Origin of the sequence: Leifsonia sp. 22587 (assembly GCF_052044215.1) — a bacterium.
GTDB lineage: Bacteria > Actinomycetota > Actinomycetes > Actinomycetales > Microbacteriaceae > Leifsonia > Leifsonia shinshuensis_C.
This window is the reverse complement of the sequence record NZ_JBQENB010000001.1, coordinates 38,251-56,060: the sequence shown is the minus strand read 5'-3', so window position 1 is coordinate 56,060 and position 17,810 is coordinate 38,251. Positions and strand designations below refer to the sequence as shown.

At 70.7% G+C, this 17,810-nt stretch carries 18 protein-coding genes; 14 read left to right on the top strand and 4 right to left on the bottom strand.

Translation table 11 applies throughout. The features are described from left to right. The first annotated feature begins 29 nt into the window (after positions 1–29). The 4 genes from purS to ACTJI1_RS00270 all read left to right on the top strand — a co-directional run bounded on the left by purS (position 30) and on the right by ACTJI1_RS00270 (position 4,468). Positions 30–290, top strand: a complete 261-nt coding sequence (gene purS, locus ACTJI1_RS00285; protein ID WP_310131736.1) for a phosphoribosylformylglycinamidine synthase subunit PurS — start codon at positions 30–32, stop codon at positions 288–290. Continuing rightward, on the top strand, positions 290–988 hold the full coding sequence (gene purQ, locus ACTJI1_RS00280) for a phosphoribosylformylglycinamidine synthase subunit PurQ (RefSeq protein ID WP_310131738.1): 699 nt from the start codon (positions 290–292) through the stop codon (positions 986–988). The genes purS and purQ overlap by 1 nt, the downstream gene beginning before the upstream one ends. 43 nt (positions 989–1,031) lie before the next feature. Then, positions 1,032–3,350, top strand: coding sequence for a phosphoribosylformylglycinamidine synthase subunit PurL (gene purL, locus ACTJI1_RS00275; RefSeq protein ID WP_440741081.1), 2,319 nt, complete (start codon positions 1,032–1,034; stop codon positions 3,348–3,350). A gap of 95 nt (positions 3,351–3,445) precedes the next feature. Next, positions 3,446–4,468: an alpha/beta hydrolase gene (locus ACTJI1_RS00270; RefSeq protein WP_440741080.1), complete on the top strand. Its 1,023-nt coding sequence runs from the start codon at positions 3,446–3,448 to the stop codon at positions 4,466–4,468. Here the strand turns inward: ACTJI1_RS00270 and ACTJI1_RS00265 are convergent. The 3 genes from ACTJI1_RS00265 to ACTJI1_RS00255 all read right to left on the bottom strand — a co-directional run bounded on the left by ACTJI1_RS00265 (position 4,447) and on the right by ACTJI1_RS00255 (position 7,134). Beyond that, a complete protein-coding gene (locus ACTJI1_RS00265; protein WP_440741079.1) occupies positions 4,447–5,799 on the bottom strand; it encodes a glycosyltransferase in 1,353 nt (450 codons plus the stop codon). The genes ACTJI1_RS00270 and ACTJI1_RS00265 overlap by 22 nt on opposite strands. 37 nt (positions 5,800–5,836) lie before the next feature. Further along, positions 5,837–6,025 (bottom strand): hypothetical protein, encoded by a 189-nt coding sequence (locus ACTJI1_RS00260; protein WP_310131748.1) that lies wholly within the window; start codon positions 6,023–6,025, stop codon positions 5,837–5,839. Positions 6,026–6,213: 188 nt separating this feature from the next. Beyond that, a complete protein-coding gene (locus ACTJI1_RS00255) occupies positions 6,214–7,134 on the bottom strand; it encodes a DMT family transporter (RefSeq protein WP_440741078.1) in 921 nt (306 codons plus the stop codon). A 188-nt stretch (positions 7,135–7,322) separates the two neighbouring features. On the opposite strand from ACTJI1_RS00255, the gene ACTJI1_RS00250 reads away from it, so the two are divergent. From ACTJI1_RS00250 to ACTJI1_RS00210, 9 genes are all read left to right on the top strand, one after another. Next, positions 7,323–8,510, top strand: a complete 1,188-nt coding sequence (locus ACTJI1_RS00250) for an LLM class flavin-dependent oxidoreductase (protein WP_310131754.1) — start codon at positions 7,323–7,325, stop codon at positions 8,508–8,510. Positions 8,511–8,550: 40 nt separating this feature from the next. Further along, positions 8,551–9,240: a CE1759 family FMN reductase gene (locus ACTJI1_RS00245; RefSeq protein WP_310131756.1), complete on the top strand. Its 690-nt coding sequence runs from the start codon at positions 8,551–8,553 to the stop codon at positions 9,238–9,240. A 127-nt stretch (positions 9,241–9,367) separates the two neighbouring features. After that, a complete protein-coding gene (locus tag ACTJI1_RS00240; RefSeq protein WP_440742158.1) occupies positions 9,368–10,846 on the top strand; it encodes a glycosyltransferase in 1,479 nt (492 codons plus the stop codon). Positions 10,847–10,946: 100 nt separating this feature from the next. Further along, complete coding sequence (locus ACTJI1_RS00235; protein WP_440741077.1) at positions 10,947–11,672, top strand: ABC transporter ATP-binding protein; 726 nt, start codon at positions 10,947–10,949, stop codon at positions 11,670–11,672. After that, positions 11,669–13,000 carry an FtsX-like permease family protein gene (locus ACTJI1_RS00230; protein ID WP_440741076.1) on the top strand — a complete coding sequence of 444 codons (1,332 nt, stop codon included), beginning with the start codon at positions 11,669–11,671 and terminating at the stop codon, positions 12,998–13,000. The genes ACTJI1_RS00235 and ACTJI1_RS00230 overlap by 4 nt, the downstream gene beginning before the upstream one ends. Before the next feature lie 29 nt (positions 13,001–13,029). Next, the gene (locus ACTJI1_RS00225) at positions 13,030–13,350 is read left to right on the top strand and encodes a chorismate mutase (protein ID WP_310131764.1); all 321 of its coding nucleotides are present in this window, start codon (positions 13,030–13,032) and stop codon (positions 13,348–13,350) included. 4 nt (positions 13,351–13,354) lie between these two features. Beyond that, on the top strand, positions 13,355–14,278 hold the full coding sequence (locus ACTJI1_RS00220) for an SDR family NAD(P)-dependent oxidoreductase (RefSeq protein WP_440741075.1): 924 nt from the start codon (positions 13,355–13,357) through the stop codon (positions 14,276–14,278). Positions 14,279–14,375: 97 nt separating this feature from the next. After that, a complete protein-coding gene (locus ACTJI1_RS00215) occupies positions 14,376–15,287 on the top strand; it encodes an ATP-binding cassette domain-containing protein (protein ID WP_440741074.1) in 912 nt (303 codons plus the stop codon). After that, positions 15,284–16,126, top strand: coding sequence for an ABC transporter permease (locus ACTJI1_RS00210; RefSeq protein ID WP_440741073.1), 843 nt, complete (start codon positions 15,284–15,286; stop codon positions 16,124–16,126). The genes ACTJI1_RS00215 and ACTJI1_RS00210 overlap by 4 nt, the downstream gene beginning before the upstream one ends. A 30-nt stretch (positions 16,127–16,156) precedes the next feature. On the opposite strand, the gene ACTJI1_RS00205 is transcribed toward ACTJI1_RS00210, so the two are convergent. Continuing rightward, entirely contained in the window at positions 16,157–16,450 is a 294-nt protein-coding gene (locus ACTJI1_RS00205; protein WP_440741072.1) for a hypothetical protein, read from the bottom strand. A 62-nt stretch (positions 16,451–16,512) separates the two neighbouring features. Here ACTJI1_RS00205 and ACTJI1_RS00200 point away from each other — a divergent pair, with 62 nt between their 5' ends. Then, the gene (locus ACTJI1_RS00200) at positions 16,513–17,793 is read left to right on the top strand and encodes a GNAT family N-acetyltransferase (RefSeq protein WP_440741071.1); all 1,281 of its coding nucleotides are present in this window, start codon (positions 16,513–16,515) and stop codon (positions 17,791–17,793) included. Positions 17,794–17,810: the final 17 nt, after the last annotated feature.

Sequence of the window (17,810 nt, the reverse complement as noted above, 5' to 3'; positions counted from 1 at the left end):
CTTGTCGCCCGAGTGAGCGGAGTATCCCCGTGCCGACCATCGTTGTAGAAGTGATGCCCAAGGCCGAGCTGCTCGACCCGCAGGGGAAGGCGGTCGCCGGAGCCCTGGCCCGCACCGGACGCGGCGTCGTCAGCGGTGTGCGCGTCGGCAAGCGCTTCGAACTGACCGTCGACGGCCCGATCGACGACGCCGTGCGCGCCACGGTCGAGGAGATCGCGGGCGAGATCCTCTCCAACTCGGTGATCGAAGACGTCGTGGGCATCCACTACCCGGCCGAGGTGGACGCCTGATGCGCATCGGCGTCATCACCTTCCCGGGCTCGCTCGACGACCGCGACGCGCTCCGCGCCGTTCGCCTCGCCGGCGCCGAGCCGGTCGCGTTGTGGCACGGCGAGCACGACCTCCAGGGCGTGGACGCCCTCGTGCTCCCCGGCGGCTTCAGCTACGGCGACTACCTGCGCTGCGGCGCCATCGCCTCCCTCTCGCCGATCATGACCGAGGTCGTGGATGCAGCGCAGAAGGGGATGCCTGTGCTCGGCATCTGCAACGGCTTCCAGATGCTGGCCGAGGCGCACCTGGTCGCGGGCGGCCTGATCCGCAACGACCACGGCACCTTCATCCGCCGCGACCAGCACCTGACCGTCGAGAACACGCAGACGCCGTGGACGAACGGCTTCGAGCAGGGCCAGGAGATCGTCATCCCGCTGAAGAACGGCGAGGGCGGCTTCATCGCCTCGGCCGAGGAGCTGAAGCGGCTCGAGGGCGAGGGCCTCGTCGTCTTCCGCTACGCGGGCGTGAACCCGAACGGCTCGCTCGACGACATCGCGGGCGTGCGCAACGAGCGCGGCAACGTGGTCGGCCTCATGCCGCACCCCGAGCACGCGGTCGAGCCGGGCTTCGGCCCCGACACCCACGACGCCATGCGCTCGGGCACCGACGGCCTCACCTTCTTCACCTCCGTCATCCGCTCGGCGCTCGTCGAGGCCTGATCCCCTTCTCTCCGTCCGTCCCTTCCCTTCCAGGAGTGCCCGCGTGACCGACACCGCAACCGCCCACGTCGTCGACACCGTCGCGAACGCGATCGAGACCCCGGAGCGGGAGCAGCCGTTCGCGGCTCTCGGGCTCAAGGAGGACGAGTACGCCCGCATCCGCGAGATCCTCGGCCGCCGCCCCACCAGCGGCGAGCTGGCGATGTACTCGGTGATGTGGTCGGAGCACTGCTCCTACAAGTCGTCCAAGATCTACCTGCGGCAGTTCGGGCAGAAGGTCAGCCCGGCCATGAAGAAGAACCTCATGGTCGGCATGGGCGAGAACGCCGGCGTGGTGGATGTCGGCGAGGGCTGGGCGGTCACCTTCAAGGTGGAGTCGCACAACCACCCCTCCTACATCGAGCCGTTCCAGGGCGCCGCGACCGGCGTCGGCGGCATCGTCCGCGACATCATCTCGATGGGCGCGCGACCCGTCGCGGTCATGGACCAGCTGCGGTTCGGCGCGATCGACAGCCCGGACACCGCCCGCGTCGTGCACGGCGTCGTGTCGGGCATCTCGTTCTACGGCAACTGCCTGGGCCTGCCCAACATCGGCGGCGAGACCTACTTCGACCCGGTGTACCAGGGAAACCCCCTCGTCAACGCGCTCTCCGTCGGCGTGCTCCGCCACGAGGACCTGCACCTGGCCAACGCCTCCGGCGCGGGCAACAAGGTGGTGCTCTTCGGTGCGCGCACCGGCGGCGACGGCATCGGCGGAGCGAGCATCCTCGCCTCCGACACGTTCTCCGCAGGCGGACCGACCAAGCGCCCGGCCGTCCAGGTCGGCGACCCGTTCGCCGAGAAGGTGCTCATCGAGTGCTGCCTGGAGCTGTTCCGCGACAAGCTCGTGGAGGGCATCCAGGACCTCGGCGCCGCCGGCATCTCGTGCGCGACCAGCGAGCTCGCCTCCAACGGCGACGGCGGGATGTTCATCGAGCTGGACAAGGTGCTGCTGCGCGACCCGAGCCTCACGGCCGAGGAGATCCTCATGTCGGAGAGCCAGGAGCGCATGATGGCCGTCGTGAAGCCGGAACTGCTCGACGCGTTCCTCGCCGTGACCGCCAAGTGGGATGTCGAGACCAGCGTGCTGGGCGAGGTCACCGAGACCGGCCGCCTCGTCATCAACTGGAAGGGCGAGGAGATCGTCAACGTCGACCCGCGAACCGTCGCGGTCGACGGCCCGGTCTACGAGCGACCCGTCGCCTACCCGACCTGGATCGACGCCCTGCAGGACGACACCGCCTCGGCGCTCCCCCGCCCGACCACCGGCGACGAGCTCCGCGAGCAGACCCTGGCCCTCCTCGGCAGCGCGAACCTGGCCGACAAGGGCTGGATCACCGACCAGTACGACTACTTCGTCGGCGGCAACACCGCGCTCGCCTTCCCCGACGACGCGGGCATGATCCGCGTCGACGAGGAGTCCGGCCTCGGCTTCGCCATCGCGACCGACGCCAACGGGCGCTACTGCCAGCTGGACCCGAAGCAGGGCGCCAAGCTGGCGCTCGCGGAGGCGTACCGCAACGTCGCCGCATCCGGTGCCGTGCCGGTCGCGGTCACGGACTGCCTCAACTTCGGCAGCCCGGAGAACCCCGAGGTCATGTGGCAGTTCTCGCAGGCGGTCGAGGGCCTTTCGGACGCGTGTCTCGAGCTCGAGATCCCGGTCACCGGCGGCAATGTCTCCTTCTACAACCAGACCGGCGACACCCCGATCTTCCCGACCCCGGTCGTCGGCGTGCTCGGCGTCATCGACGACGTGGCCCGTCGCATCCCCGCCGGCTGGCAGGACGAGGGCGAGAACATCTACCTGCTCGGCACCACCCGCGAGGAGCTCGACGGCTCGGCGTGGGCGGGCACCATCCACGGTCACCTCGGCGGACGTCCGCCCGCGGTCGACCTGGATGCGGAGCGCTCGCTCGCCGAGGCTTTGCACGCGGCCTCGCTCGAGGGTCTCGTCTCCTCCGCGCACGATCTCGCCGACGGCGGCCTCGCCCAGGCCCTCGCCGAGAGCGTCATGCGCTTCGGCGTGGGAGCGCGGGTCTGGCTCACCGAGATCCAGGAGCGCGACGGTGTGGATGCGGCGACCGCCCTGTTCTCGGAGTCGACCGCCCGCGTGATCGTCACCGTCCCGCGCGAGGACGACGTGAAGTTCCGCGGCCTGTGCGAGGGACGCGGCATCCCCGCCCTCCGCATCGGCGTCACGGACGCCGAGGTCGGCGCCCAGCCGGTGCTCGAGGTGCAGGACGTCTTCACGATCGGCCTCGAGGAGCTGCACGGCGTGCACCGCTCGACGCTTCCGGAGCACTTCGGCCCGACCGTCGCCTGACGGGCGCGGGCGCGACCGCGATACCGACGTCGCTTCGGCGTGTCGAGCGCCGAGGCTGATGAGGCGTCGCCGCCGCATGCCGCTACGGTGAGGGCATGACGAGAGCGCGGCGCGTGGTGACTTGGATCGCCGGCGTCGCGCTCCTCGGATCCGCAGTATTCGCCGCTCTGCGAGCGACGCCGTGGCCCGCGGCGCTCATCATCCGCCGCGTGTTCACGAAGGGCGCCGCCGAGACGGTGGCCGAGATGGAGCCGTTCGTGCCGGACGGGGTGACCGCTCGCACCCGCGTGGCGTACGCGTCCGGATCGCGCGACACCACCTTCGACATCTTCCGCCCGGCGGCGGCCGAGGGACCGTTGCCCACCGTGGTCTGGATCCACGGTGGCGCTTGGCTGTCCGGCGTGGCCGCGGACGTGACGCCGTACCTCCACATCCTCGCCGCCGAGGGGTTCACGGCGGTCGCGCCCGACTACACGATCGCGCCCGAGGCGGCCTACCCCACGGCGCTCCGGCAGCTCAACTCCGCGCTCGCCCACCTCGTCGACAACGCGGCGGAACTCGGCATCGACCCCGCCCGCATCATCCTGGCCGGAGACTCCGCGGGGGCCCAGCTCGCGAGCCAGCTCGCCGCGATCACGAGCGACCCCGCGTACGCGCGGCAGGTGGGCATCCGGCCGGCCCTCGAACCGTCGCACCTGGCCGGCGTCGTCCTGTTCTGCGGCGTCTACGATTTGCAGGCGCTCGCCGACCTGACCGGACTCCTCGGCTGGGGGTTCAAGACCGCGATGTGGGCGTACAGCGGAACGAAGGACTGGTCGGACTCGGCAGCCGGCCGGACGATGTCGACCATCCACGCGGTCACCGGCGACTTTCCGCCCACCTTCATCTCCGGAGGAAACGGCGACGGGCTCACGGCGTCGCAGTCGCTGCCGATGGCGGCCGCCCTGCGGGCAGCCGGCGTGGACGTGACCAAGCTCTTCTGGCCGGCCGACCACGAGCCGCCCCTGCCCCACGAGTACCAGTTCCACCTGCGATTCGACGAGGCGCAGGAGGCGTTGACCGCCCTCGTCGACTTCCTCCGCAGGCTTGCCGTCACTCAGGACGACGCAGCCTCCTGAGCCTCGAGAGCCGGCGGCGCAGCGCCCTCGGCGACCCGCTTCGTCTTGTCCCATCCGCGCTTGCCCGTGATGATCCGCCACAAGGCGCCCCACGCGCAGGCGAACGCCAGGTAGTTCATCACCAGGAACGAGTGCCCGAGGACGAGCGCCGAGATCAGCGAGTGCCGCCGATCGCGACGGAGGAACACGACGACGGAGAGGATCGTAGGACCGAAGGCGAGAACGTATCCGACAAGCAACCCGATGCACAGGCTGAGGAAGCCGTCGACGTAGGCGAAGATCGCATCCAGGCGCAGCAACGTCTGCACGATGTTCCAATGCCACAGCAGCGACCACGGGAGATCGAACAGCCACGGAACAAGCAGGTAAGCGCTCAGTTCGAGCGCACGGACATTCGTGAGCCGCGGGTTCGACCAGATCTCGCCGAGGCGCTTGGTCGTCATCATGTGACCCTGGTACCAGCGCCGCCGCTGCACGAACAGCCGCCGGAGCTCGGTCACCCCCTGCTGATCGACGGATGCCGTGGGAACCGTCTCGAGCGCCCAGCCCTCCTGGGCCAGAGTGATGGCCAGATCGAGGTCCTCCGTCAGGGAGCTCGACCACGGCTTGTCGCCGATGCGGTCGAGCGCCGTGAACCGGGTGACCTGCCCGTTCCCCCCGAGGCTCACGGTGCCCGTCTTGCGGCGGCCGTATTGGGCGAGCGCCGCCAGCGACCAGAACTGGAAGTCCTGGAAGCGGGTCAGGAAGTTGGTCTCCCGGTTCCGGATGCGCACGGCGACCTGCAGGCCGCCCACTTCGGGGTCCTCGAAGACGGGGAGGATCTCACGGAAAGCCCCGTCGGACAGCCGCCCGTCCGCATCCATCACGACGACCAGGACCCGGGACGGATCCTGCCCCCGCTCGGCGACGAGCTTTCGTACCAGCTGGAACGCGTCGTTGAGAGCCTCGCCTTTTCCCTGTCGTGCGTGAGGGGCCGTACGTCGGTGGACGATGGTGCTGGAGTCGCCGGCATCCTCGGCGATGGCCGCCGTGCGATCGTCGGAGCCGTCGTCGACAACGATGGTGGTGTTCCGCCGACCGCCGTTGAGCGCGGCGACCGTCGCGCCGATCACCGCTTCCTCATTGAGGCACGGGATCAGCACGTACGTGTCGAACGTCGCCGGCTCATCGACGAAGGGCCGGCCGTACGTGGCGTCCCCCTGCACACCGACAGTGAGCCTGCGTCGCCGGAGCTCGTGGAAGCCCGCGAAGGTGACCCACAGGAAGTAGACCAGCGAGAGCGTGATCACCAGCGCCGCGAGGACGTTGATGACCATCGTGACGACGGTCACAGCGTCGAGGCCTCCGTCGCCGGTGATCCGGCGCGCATCAGTCCGCGTCTCCGGCGACCTCCTGGCGGCGCTTCAGCAGGTAGGTGCGCAGGGTCATCAGCCCGCCGATGACGATCGCCGCCGCGGCGAGGGAGTATCCCAGCCAGCCGACGCTGGATCCTGTCATCGCGAGGGCCTGCGTACCAGCCGCTCCCACGCCGACGACGACGCCCGTTGAGTTGTACATGTGTGCTCCATACCTTCGAGTCGAAAGAGTCTCGGGATCCTGCGCGCACGTCACCTCTGGAACGGAAACGGCGGATGTCCCTCGGACTTAGAGACGCACTAATGCCCGCTTTCTGATGCGGGGTGGCCGGATGCGTCCGATTCCCAGAGACACCCCAGGTACGGGCGCGTCCGACGGACGTGCACCGCCTAGCGGGTCGCCGCCTCCTGCGCCGCGAGCTCGGCCTGCCGCCGCGTGAACAGCCGCACCCGTTGCTGCGTGAGCAGGATGCCCGCGAGCACGACCACCGCGCCGACCGGCTCGTTCCACGTCAGGTGCTCGCCGAGCACGAGGATGCCGAGCGCGACTCCGACGACCGGCGTCACGTAGGTGACGCCCGACGTGGTGGTGGGTCCCCAGGCGCGGAGGACGTTCATGTTCCAGATGTAGACGACGCCCGTCCCGAGCGCGCCGAGCGCCAGCAGCGACAGCAGCACCGGCCAGCTGAACGCGATCGGATGCCAGGCGACGACCGGCGTCAGCAGGATCATGATCACCGCGGCCAACCCGATGTTGAGGAGAGCGCTCGTGGTCGCGGAGATCGCGCGCGGGCTGATGAAGCGGCGGATGTAGCCGAAGCTGAAGCCGTAGCACGTGACCGCGCCGAGGCAGGCGAGCTGGCCCCAGAGGCTGCCGGCGAGCGCATCCACCGCCCACGGTCCGACGACGATGACCACGCCCAGGATGCCGATGAGCACGCCCAGCACCTGGTCGCGGTTCAGCTTCTCGACCCGGAACGCGGCCGTGACCAGGATCGCGGTGGTAATGGGCGTCACCGCGTTGTAGATGCTCGCCAGGCTCGACGACACGTACTGCTCCGCCCACGCGAACAGGAGGAACGGGATGACGCAGTACGTGATGGCGACGACGGTGAAGTGCAGCCAGACGATCGGCTCACGCGGGAGACGGGCGCGCATCACGAGCGCGATGATGCCGAGGGTGATCGCTCCGAAGACCAGGCGCGCCCAGGCGACCTGCCCGAAGCTCACGCCCGTGAGAGCGACCTTCATGAACAGGAAGCTGGCGCCCCAGACGAGCCCCATCGCGGCGAACTGCAGAGCGACCTTCACCCCTCGACGCTAGCGGGTGCCGCCGACCCTCCGCGCGCGGAAATGGGACACGAATGGATGAGATCCGGCCATCCGCGGAGCCTCGCCGAGCCGCCTCCCAGCAGCCATCATGGAGGCGGGAATACTTCCCGCGCCTCCACGTTGTATGCATTTGCATAGAACGGCAAGACCGAAAAGAGGAGCCAGCCATGCAGTACGGAATCTTCTCCGTCAGCGACATCACCCGCGACCCCGTGTCCGGGCAGACGCCGAGCGAGGCGGAGCGCATCGACGCGATCGTGAAGATCGCGAAGCACGCGGAGGAGGTCGGGCTGGACGTCTTCGCCATCGGCGAGCATCACAACCCGCCGTTCTTCTCCTCGTCCCCCACCACGCTGCTGGCCCACATCGCCGCGCTCACCGAGCGCCTCACGGTCACCACGTCCACCACGCTGATCACCACGAACGACCCGGTGCGCATCGCCGAGGAGTACGCGATGCTGCAGCACCTCTCCAAGGGCCGCATGGACCTGATGGTCGGGCGCGGCAACACCGGCCCGGTGTACCCGTGGTTCGGCCAGGACATCCGCCAGAGCCTCCCGCTCGCGCTGGAGAACTACAACCTCCTGCACCGGCTGTGGCGTGAGGACGTCGTGGACTGGGAGGGACGCTTCCGCACCCCGCTGCAGGGCTTCACCTCCACGCCGCGCCCCCTCGACGACGTGCCGCCGTTCGTCTGGCACGCCAGCATCCGCACCCCGGAGATCGCCGAGCAGGCCGCCTTCTACGGCAACGGCTTCTTCGCCAACAACATCTTCTGGCCCAAGGAGCACTTCCAGCGCCTGATCGCCTTCTACCGCGAGCGCTTCGAGCACTACGGCCACGGCACCGCCAAGCAGGCGATCGTCGGCCTCGGCGGCCAGGCGTTCATCGCGAAGAACTCGCAGGACGCGAAGAACCAGTTCCGTCCGTACTTCAACGAGGCGCCGGTGTACGGCAACGGCCCGACGATGGAGGAGTTCACGGACGCCACCCCGCTGACCGTCGGCAGCCCCCAGGAGGTCATCGACAAGACGCTGACCTTCCGCGAGTGGGCCGGCGACTACCAGCGCCAGCTGTTCCTGATGGACCACGCAGGCCTGCCGCTCAAGACGGTCCTGGAGCAGCTCGACCTGCTCGGCGAGCACGTCATCCCCGTGCTCCGCAAGGAGACCGAGGCCCGCAAGGACCCGGAGACGCCCGACGCCCCGACGCACGAGTCGCTCATCAAGGCCAAGTACGGCGACGCCGACCCGCGCCAGCCGCGGCCGAACGCCAACCGCGGGGACAACGTCACCGGCGCGTCCCCCTACCAGGACACCGAGGAGCAGTTCCAGGCCAGCTACCCGTCGCTCTGACGGCGGCCGTGAGAACAGCGCACCTGAGAGAAGGAAGATCATGACCACATCCCCGCGACCGTTCCGCGTCGTCGTGGTGAACGCGGGCGTCAGCGACCCGTCGTCCACCAAGATGCTCGCCGACCGGCTCGCCCTGCGGGTCGAGGCCGCCGCCCAGCGCGACGGGCGCACCGTGGAGACGCTCAACCTCGACCTGCGTGAGGTGCTGCCCGAGCTCGGCGCAGCCCTGGCCTCCGGTCACCTCGGGCCGAAGTTCACCAAGGCGATCGAGGCGCTCAAGTCGGCGGACGGGATCATCGCGACCGCGCCGGTCTACAAGGCCGGTCCGAGCGGGCTGTTCACCTCGTTCTTCCAGGTGCTCGACAACGACCTGCTGATCGCGAAGCCGGTCGTGCTCGGCGCGACCGCCGGCACGGCCCGGCACGCGCTCGTGGTCGACGGCGAGATGCGGTCCCTGTTCGCCTTCCTCCGCACGATGACCGCGCCGACCTCGGTGTTCGCGTCGACCGAGGACTGGCAGGACAAGTCGCTCGGCAAGCGGATCGACCGCGCGGCCCGCGAGCTGGTCGTGCTGATGGAGTCGGAGGTCGAGTCCAAGATCACCGACACGTCGTGGGACAGCTACCAGCACGAGTTCGGCTCGGCCGGAGGGAACGAGCTCGGCATCGACCTCGGCTCCGACCTGATGCGCCTCGCCGCGGGCGGGACCCTTCCCGGCGCCCGGCGATAGCCGCGGACAGCCTTCCGTCCGCGAACAGGCCCCGGCATCGCCGGGGCCTGTTGCCGTCTCGGGACCGGGGCGGCCGCGGTAGGGTGCAGGGTAGAACAGGGAGGTCTTGGGGTTGGACGTTCTCAGCGTGCTGCAGTGGATCGGCGTCGTCGTCTGCCTGATCCTCGCGCTCTCCGGGCTCATCCCGGTGGTCGCGGCCGCGGCGACGTTCGTGGTCATCCCGTTCCACGCGTGGATCAACCACTACAAGAAGGCCGCACCGTACCTGCCGCGGGTCGCCATCGTCGTCCCGGCCTGGAACGAGGGCGCGGTGATCGGCGCATCCATCGACCGGCTGATGAAGCTGGACTACCCGCTGGAGGCGCTCCGCATCTACGTCGTCGACGACGCGAGCACCGACGACACCCCTGATGTCGTGCGCGACCGCGCATCCCGCTACCCGGGCAACGTCCACCTGCTGCGCCGCGAACAGGGCGGCCAGGGCAAGGCGCACACCCTCAACCACGGCATCGCCAAGGTGCTCGAGGACGACTGGATGGAGGCGCTCCTCATCATGGACGCCGACGTGATCTACACGCCCACCTCGCTGCGCCGCATGACCCGTCACCTCGCGGACCCGGAGGTCGGCGCGGTGTCGGCGTACATCCACGAGGGCAGCGAGGACCGCAACTGGCTGACCAAGTTCATCAGCACCGAGTACGTGCTCTCGCAGCCGGCCGCGCGCCGCGCGCAGAACGTGCTCGGCGCGCAGGCCTGCCTCGCGGGCGGCGCGCAGCTGCACACCCGTGAGAACCTGCTCGCCATCGGCGGCCGGATCGACACCTCCACTCTCGCCGAGGACACCATCACCACGTTCGAGACGCAGCTGCAGGGCCGGAAGGTGGTCTTCGAGCCGCACGCGCACGTGCTCGCGGAGGAGCCGCGCGCCATCGACGGACTCTGGAAGCAGCGGCTGCGCTGGGCGCGCGGCAACGTGTCGGTGACCGCGCGCTACGCGAAGGTCTGGTTCCGCCCGAGCCGCCGGCACCACCTCGGCGGCATCAGCTTCGGGATCGTCTGGTTCTCGCTCTGGCTGCTGCCGCTGATCATGATCCTGTCGTCGATCGGGCTGGCCGGGCTGCTGCTCCTCTCGAACGAGGTGGCGACCGGGGTGTTCCGCGTCCTGTGGATCTCGGCGGCCCTTGCGTACCTCTTCGTGCTGATCCTGGGCTCGCAGACCGACGGGGCGACGACCAAGCGCGAACTGGGTCACGTGCTGCTGTTCCCCGGGATCATCAACATGCTGGTGATGGTCACGGCGCTGTTCCCGCCCGTGATGCTGGTCTGGCTGCCCGGGCTCTTCGGCGTCACGCTCGACGGACCGGCCCTGTTCGCCATCACGCTGGCCATCTACATCTGGATCCCGTTCTCGATGGTGGTGGCGTGGCTGGCGCGCAAGGCCGAGAAGACGCGTGCGGGCCGCTGGCTGTCCCCCGCCCTGATCTACCTCGCGGGCTACGGCTCGCTGCTGTGCGCGATCACCTTCGACTCCTATCTGAAGGAGCTCGCGGGCACCGAGGCGCGCTGGGACAAGACCGAGAAGGTCGGACGCGTCGCCACCGGCTGAGCCCTGGTACCGCGGGACCACATCCCGAGGATGACGCCGTCCCCCGGGGATGCCTCCACCGGACGATGTCCGCCCGCGGCCCCGCCGCCAGGCTGAGGGCATGAACACAGCACCATCCCCCGCCTCCGCGCCCGCCTCCGCACCCGCCCTCGTCGCGACCGGCCTCGTCAAGAGCTACGGTCCCTCCACCGCCCTCGCCGGGGTGGATGTCCGCGTCGCCGCCGGCGAGTCCGTCGCCATCATGGGCGCGTCCGGCTCGGGCAAGACGACGCTGCTGCACTGCCTGGCCGGGATCGTCCGTCCGGACAGCGGAGCCGTGGTCCTCACCACCGGCTCCGGCCGGTTCGACGTCACCGGGATGGACGAGGCCGGCAGGTCGCGCCTCAGACGGGAGGAGTTCGGTTTCGTCTTCCAGCAGGGACTTCTGCTGCCGGAGCTGACCGCGGTCGAGAACGTGGCGCTTCCCCTCATGCTGACCGGATCCGATCGCCGCTCGGCCGAATCGACGGCGGCCGGCTGGCTGGCCGACCTCGGCCTCGCCGGTCTCGAGTCGCGCCGCATCGGCGAGCTCTCCGGCGGCCAGGCGCAGCGCGTGGCGATCGCCCGCGCGCAGACCACCGGCGCGTCGGTCGTGTTCGCGGACGAACCGACCGGAGCACTCGACTCGGTGACCTCCGCGGAGGTGATGGATGCGCTCATCCGCTCCACCACGGGACGGGGGCGGTCGCTGGTGGTCGTCACCCACGACGAGTCCGTCGCCGCGCGCTGCGCGCGCACCGTGCGCCTCGCGGACGGGCGGATCGTGGACGGGGTGAGCGCGCGATGACCACCCTCCGTCTCGCCTGGCTGTTCGCCCGGCGCAGCGGCTCCGACCGCTCGACGGTCGCGCTGCCGCTGACCGCCTTCGCCGTCGTCACCGCCCTCCTGATCATCGTCGCCGGAGGGGCCCAGGCCTTCTTCTCGTGGACGGACGACCGCGCGGGGCTCTACCAGGCGCTGGCCGTCGTCGCGCTATCGCTGCTGGTGGCGCCGCTCCTCGCGCTCGGTGGCTCGGCGGCCCGGCTGTCGGCACGCCGACGCGACGACCGGCTCGCCGGTCTGCGGCTGCTCGGGGCCACCCCCCGGATGGTGAAGAGCCTGGCCGTCATCGAGTCGGCCCGCCTCGCCCTGGCGGGTGCCGTGCTGGGCGTGGTGCTCGCCGTCGCAGGCTCCCCGCTGGTGGCGCTCATCCCCTTCCGCGGCGCGCCGCTCGGCCCGTCGTCGCTGCTCGCTCCGGTCGGCATTCTCGCGATGGTCGCGGGCGTGGTCGTGCTCTCGGCCGTCAGCGCCGTCGTCGGGCTTCGTCGTGTCGTGCTCTCACCGCTGGGCATCCGCACGCGGCAGCAGGCTCCGCGCATCCATTGGGTCAGGGTGATCGCCACGGTGCTGGCCCTGGCCGCGATCGTCGGGCTGATGGCGCTGGTCCAGGTCGTGCCCGACCTCGGCGTGGTGCTGGTCGTGCTCACCATCGCCTTCGCGGGCAGCCTCACCGTCTCGCACCTCGTCGGCCCGTGGCTGCTGAGGATGCTCGCCTCCCGGCAGGCGCGGCGGGCCACGACCGCACGCCGCCTGCTCGCCGCCCGCAGCATCCTGGAATCGCCCAAGGCGGCCTGGCGCCAGGTCTCGGGTGTGACCATGACGAGCTTCGTCGCAGTCGTGGCCGGCGTCGGCCTGGCGGTCATGGATGCGGCAGCCGGGTCGGCGGACGCCGAGACCCGCCAGCTCGTCGCCGACCTCCGCACGGGCGTGATCATCACCCTGGTCGTCTCCTTCCTCATGGTCGCGTGCTCGGTCGGCGTCAACCAGGCCGCGGCGATCCTCGACCGGCGCGACCTCTACGTCAGCCTGGACCGGATCGGGATGCCCGTCGCCGAGATGAACGCCGCCCGCAGCCGCGCCGTGCTGTGGCCGCTGCGGATCACGTCGATCGGTTCCGCCGTGACCGCCGCCGTCGTCCTCTTCCCGCTGACCGGTCTGAGCCTGCTCCTGTCGCCGTTCACGCTCGCGACGATCGCAGGCTGTCTCGCGGCGGGCATCGGCCTGGTCTGGGGTGCGCTGCGCGCGACGCGGCCGGTGCTCTCCCGGGTGCTGGCGGAGCCGTCACCAAGCCTGTGACCGGCCCGCCGGTCCAGTAGGGTCGAGGCATGGGAGAGAACCGGGAGCGCGAGATGGAGGATGCGCTGGCGCAGCTGCACAGCATCCGTCAGAGCATCGACAACATCGACGCGGCGGTCATCCACATGCTCGCGGAGCGGTTCAAGTTCACCCAGCAGGTGGGCGCGCTGAAGGCGGAGCACGGACTTCCCCCGGCCGACCCGGAGCGCGAGAAGGAGCAGATCCAGCGGCTGCGTGCGCTGGCGGAGGAGAGCCACCTCGACCCCGCGTTCGCGGAGAAGTTCCTGACCTTCATCGTCGCCGAGGTCATCCACCACCACGAGCGCATCGCCGGCGAGAACGGTCGCTGAGCCGGTGGGCTGGGATGCGGCGTCCCTGCCGGACGCGAGCGGCCGCACGGTCGTCATCACCGGCGCGAACGCGGGCGTCGGTTACTTCACCGCGGAGCAGCTCGCGCGCGCCGGAGCGCACGTCGTGCTGGCCTGCCGCGACCCCGAGCGCGCGGAGGCCGCCGTCTCGGCGATCCGCCGCCGGGTCACCCGCGCGAGCGTCGAGGCGATGCCGCTCGACGTGACCGATCGCCGTTCCATCGACGCAGCCGCGGAGGCGATCCTCGAGCACGGCGCGGTGGATGCGCTGGTGCTGAACGCGGGGATCGTGCACCCTCCCCGGTCGCGGCGGACCGATGACGAGGGCAACGAGCTCGTGCTCTCCACGAACGTCCTCGGCCACTTCCGCCTGGTTGCGCGCGCCCTGCCCGCGCTCACCTCCGCTCCGGACCCGCGCGTCGTGACCCTCGGCTCGCTGGCCAGCCGTCTCGGCCGCCTCCGCCTCGACGACCTGCAGCTGGAACGGTCGTACTCGTCGTGGCGGGCGTACGCGGGGTCGAAGATCGCGTCTCAGGCCTTCGGCTTCGAACTGGACCGGCGCCTCCGCGCCTCGGGGACGCCGGTGCGCAGCATCGTGGTGCACCCCGGGTACTCGACCTCGGGTCGCACGCCGGGCATCCGCGGGGTCAACCAGCCGACACGGCTGAAGCGCTTCGCCGACAACCTCCAGGCGGCCTGGACGCAGGGCAAGGACGACGGCGCCCACGTGCCGGTCCGGGCCGTGCTCGACGCGGATATCGAGGGCGGCGACTACCTCGGCCCCGCGCTCTGGACCAAGGGCGCCCCGGTCCATGCACCCGCCACCCGGGCGTCGCGGTCGCCGCGGCTGGGAGCGCGCCTGTGGCCGCTGCTCGAGCAGGCCTCCTGCCAGCCATTCGCCCTGCTCTGAGACTCTCGTCGCAATCCCGTCACGACGCGCCCACGCCGCCGTCTTAACAAGCACAGCCCGCGGATCGACCGCAGGCGACGGCGACGGAGGACCGCGCGTGATCACACTGGATCGATTGTCGAAACGCTACGGGGATCGGCGCGCGGTGGACGACGTCTCGGCGACGATCCAGGCGGGCGCGGTCACCGGGTTCCTCGGTCCGAACGGGGCGGGCAAGTCGACGACGATGCGCATGATCATGGGCTTCGACCGGCCGGATGCCGGCTCGGCACTCGTCGAGGGACGCCGCTACGCCGACCTGGACGCGCCCTTGCGCACGGTCGGCGCCCTGCTCGACGCGAAGGCGGCCCACCCCGGGCGCAGCGCCCGGAATCATCTGGTCGCCCTCGCCGCGACGAACCGCATCCCACGTCGCCGCGTCGACGAGGTCATCGGGATGACAGGCCTCGAATCGGTCGCCGACAAGCGCGTCGGCGGCTACTCGCTGGGCATGGGTCAGCGGCTGGGCATCGCGACCGCCATGCTCGGTGATCCGGGCGTCCTCATCCTCGACGAGCCGGTGAACGGACTCGACCCCGAGGGGGTCCGCTGGGTGCGGGAGTTCACCCGGCAGCTCGCGCACGAGGGCCGCACCGTGCTGCTCTCGTCGCACCTGATGAGCGAGATGGCGCAGACGGCGGACCACGTGATCGTGCTCGGCCGCGGCCGGGTGCTGGCGGATGCGCCGATCAGCGAGATCGTCGGCTCGGCTTCCGGTGACTACGTCCGGGTGCGCAGCCCACGCGTCGGCGCGCTGACGGCCGCGATCCAGTCCCCGGATGTGACGGTGACACCCGTCGGCGACGACACGGTGGAGGTGCGCGGTGTCGGAGCACAGGTGATCGGCGACGCCGCCGCGTCGGCGGGCATCCCGGTGCACGAGCTGACCCCGGTCCGCGCGTCCCTCGAGGAGGCGTACCTGGATCTGACGAAAGACGCCGTCGAGTACCGGACGGAGATCGCACGATGAGCGGCAGTGTCGCGGCACCTGCACAGGAACGCATCCGACCGCGCAGCGGCGGAGTCAGCTTCGGCGGCATCCTGTCGTCGGAGTGGGTCAAGCTGCGATCGCTGCGGTCGACGTGGTGGGTCGCCACCAGCCTCGTCGTCCTCGGCGTGGCGATCAGCGCACTCCTGGCGTTCTCCCTCGGCGGCGACGTCCTCGACGACCCGCGGAATCACGACGGCACGAGCACCGTCGCCCTCCCGGTCGGCATCGCCCTCGCCTTCCTCCAGCTGATCGTCGTGGTGTTGGGCGTGATCTCGATCACCTCGGAGTTCGGGACCGGCATGATCCGCTCCTCGTTCGCCGCTGTCCCCGGCCGCGTCTCCCTGCTCGGAGGCAAGGCCATCATCGTCGGCTCGGCGTCGTTCGTTCTCGGCGCCGTGACGGCTGTGCTCTCATGGGCGGCCTCATACGCGATCCTGGTCGCGCGCGGCGCGTCGATCGCCTTCCCCGACCTCTCCGTCCCGCTCTGGTCGCTCCTCGGCACGGCCGGGTGCCTGGCTCTGACCGCGGTCTTCGGGCTCGCCGTCGGCGCGATCGTCCGGTCCACCGCCGCCGCGATCTCCATCTGCGTCGGGGTGCTCTTCGTGCTGACCATCGTGGTCCAGATCGTCATCGGGGTCACCCAGGCCGAGTGGCTGGCCCACGCGCAGGACTACCTGCTGAGCAACGCGGCGACGGGTGTCGTGATGCCCCGAGCCGAGGGCGCGATGCCCCCGTGGCAGAGCCTCCTCATCGTGGTCGGCTGGGCGGTCGTGCCGCTCGTCGCCGGGCTGGTGCTGGTGCGTCGGCGCGACGTCTGACCGCGTAGGCGCGCCGGTCACCCGGCGCGCCTACGCGGCGACGACGATGGAGAGCAGCCGGTGGTCGGCCGGCACCTTGGCGCGGAGGGCATCGCGGGCAGCTGCATAGTCCGCGCCCTCCGCCTCGAGCTCCTGGACCGCCGACTCGCGGATGACGGCGGTCGCGATGACCCGCCCGCCTCGCGGCATGGCGTTGTGCACCTGGAGGAGGTCGAATCCGTCGGGCACCTGCGCTTCGATCAGCGCGCGGGCCGACTCCGCATCGTCCGCCTCGGCGGTGAGTTCGCTCGTCAGACTGGTCTGGATGAGTCCCCGCACCTTCATGCTCCAACGGTATCGGACGGCCGGACCTGCCGCGGCCGCCCCGCGGCCGATACGGTGAAGGGATGGACTACCGCACCCAGCCCATCGATCCCACCTCCGAACGTGACCTCTCCGCGGGCGGCCTGCGCCTCGCGCTGGTCGACACGACCGACGCGGCCGCCTTCGACGGCTGGATCCGCGCCGACTTCCGGGGCTTCCACAGCGGGCGCCCCAAGGAGGAGGTGCTGGAGGAGGCGCGCGGCTACCTCGGCGGCCGCCGCACCACCGGCGTCTACGACGACGCGATCCCGACGCGGGAACCGGTCGGCACGGTCAACTCGTGGGTCGCGCCGCTCACCGTCCCGGGCGGCGCCCGCGTCGACGCCTGGGCGATCAGCTCCGTCACCGTGGCGCCGACGCACCGCCGTCGCGGCATCGCGCGCGCCCTGCTCGGCGGCGAACTGCGCACCGCGCACGCGCTCGGGGTTCCGCTCGCCATCCTCACCGTGTCCGAGTCGGTGATCTACGGACGCTGGGGCTTCGGTCCCGCGACGTACGCGACGGCCTGGACGGTCGACACGAAGCGCGTCCGCTGGGCGGGCGCCGAGACCACCGGGCGCCTGTCGTTCACCGACCCCGAGGAGTACCGGGACACCGCCGAGCGCGTGCTCGACCGCGTGATGGCGGGCCGGCACGGCGAGATCGGCCTGGAGACCTACCTGGCGCACCGCCTGACCGGACCGCTGAAGGGCAACACCGAAGCGGACCAGTACCGCCTGGTGCGCTACGACTCGCCGTCCGGCGAGCCCGAGGGCTTCGTCTCGTACACGGTCAAGGGCGACGACGACTTCACGCGCCACACGGTGGACGTCAGCTACCTGGCGGCGGCCACCGACGAGGCGCTCACCGCCCTGTGGCGCTACCTGCTGGAGCTCGACCTGGTGGCCAGCGTGAAGGTCTGGACGCGCGGCGTCGACGAGCCGCTGCCCGCGCTGGTCTCCGACATCCGCGGCGCCCAGGTCACCGCGGTCGAGGACCACCTGTGGGTGCGCATCCTCGACGTCCCGGCGGCGCTGCAGGCGCGGACATACGAGCGCGACGGCTCGATCGCGCTCGAGGTGGCCGACGACCTCGGCATGGCCGGCGGCCGCTACCGCCTGACGGTGACGGACCGCCGCGCCGAGGTCGCCACCACCGAGGACGACGCGGACGTGACCCTGCCGGTCGCCTCGCTGGGCAGCGTGTACCTCGGCCACGACACGGCCCGCGCGCTCGCGCTGGCCGGCCGCATCCAGGGCGACGCCGAGGCGCTCGACCGGCTGTTCCGCACGGCGGTGCCCCCGCGCCTCAGCACCTGGTTCTGAGGCCGGAGCGGCCCGAG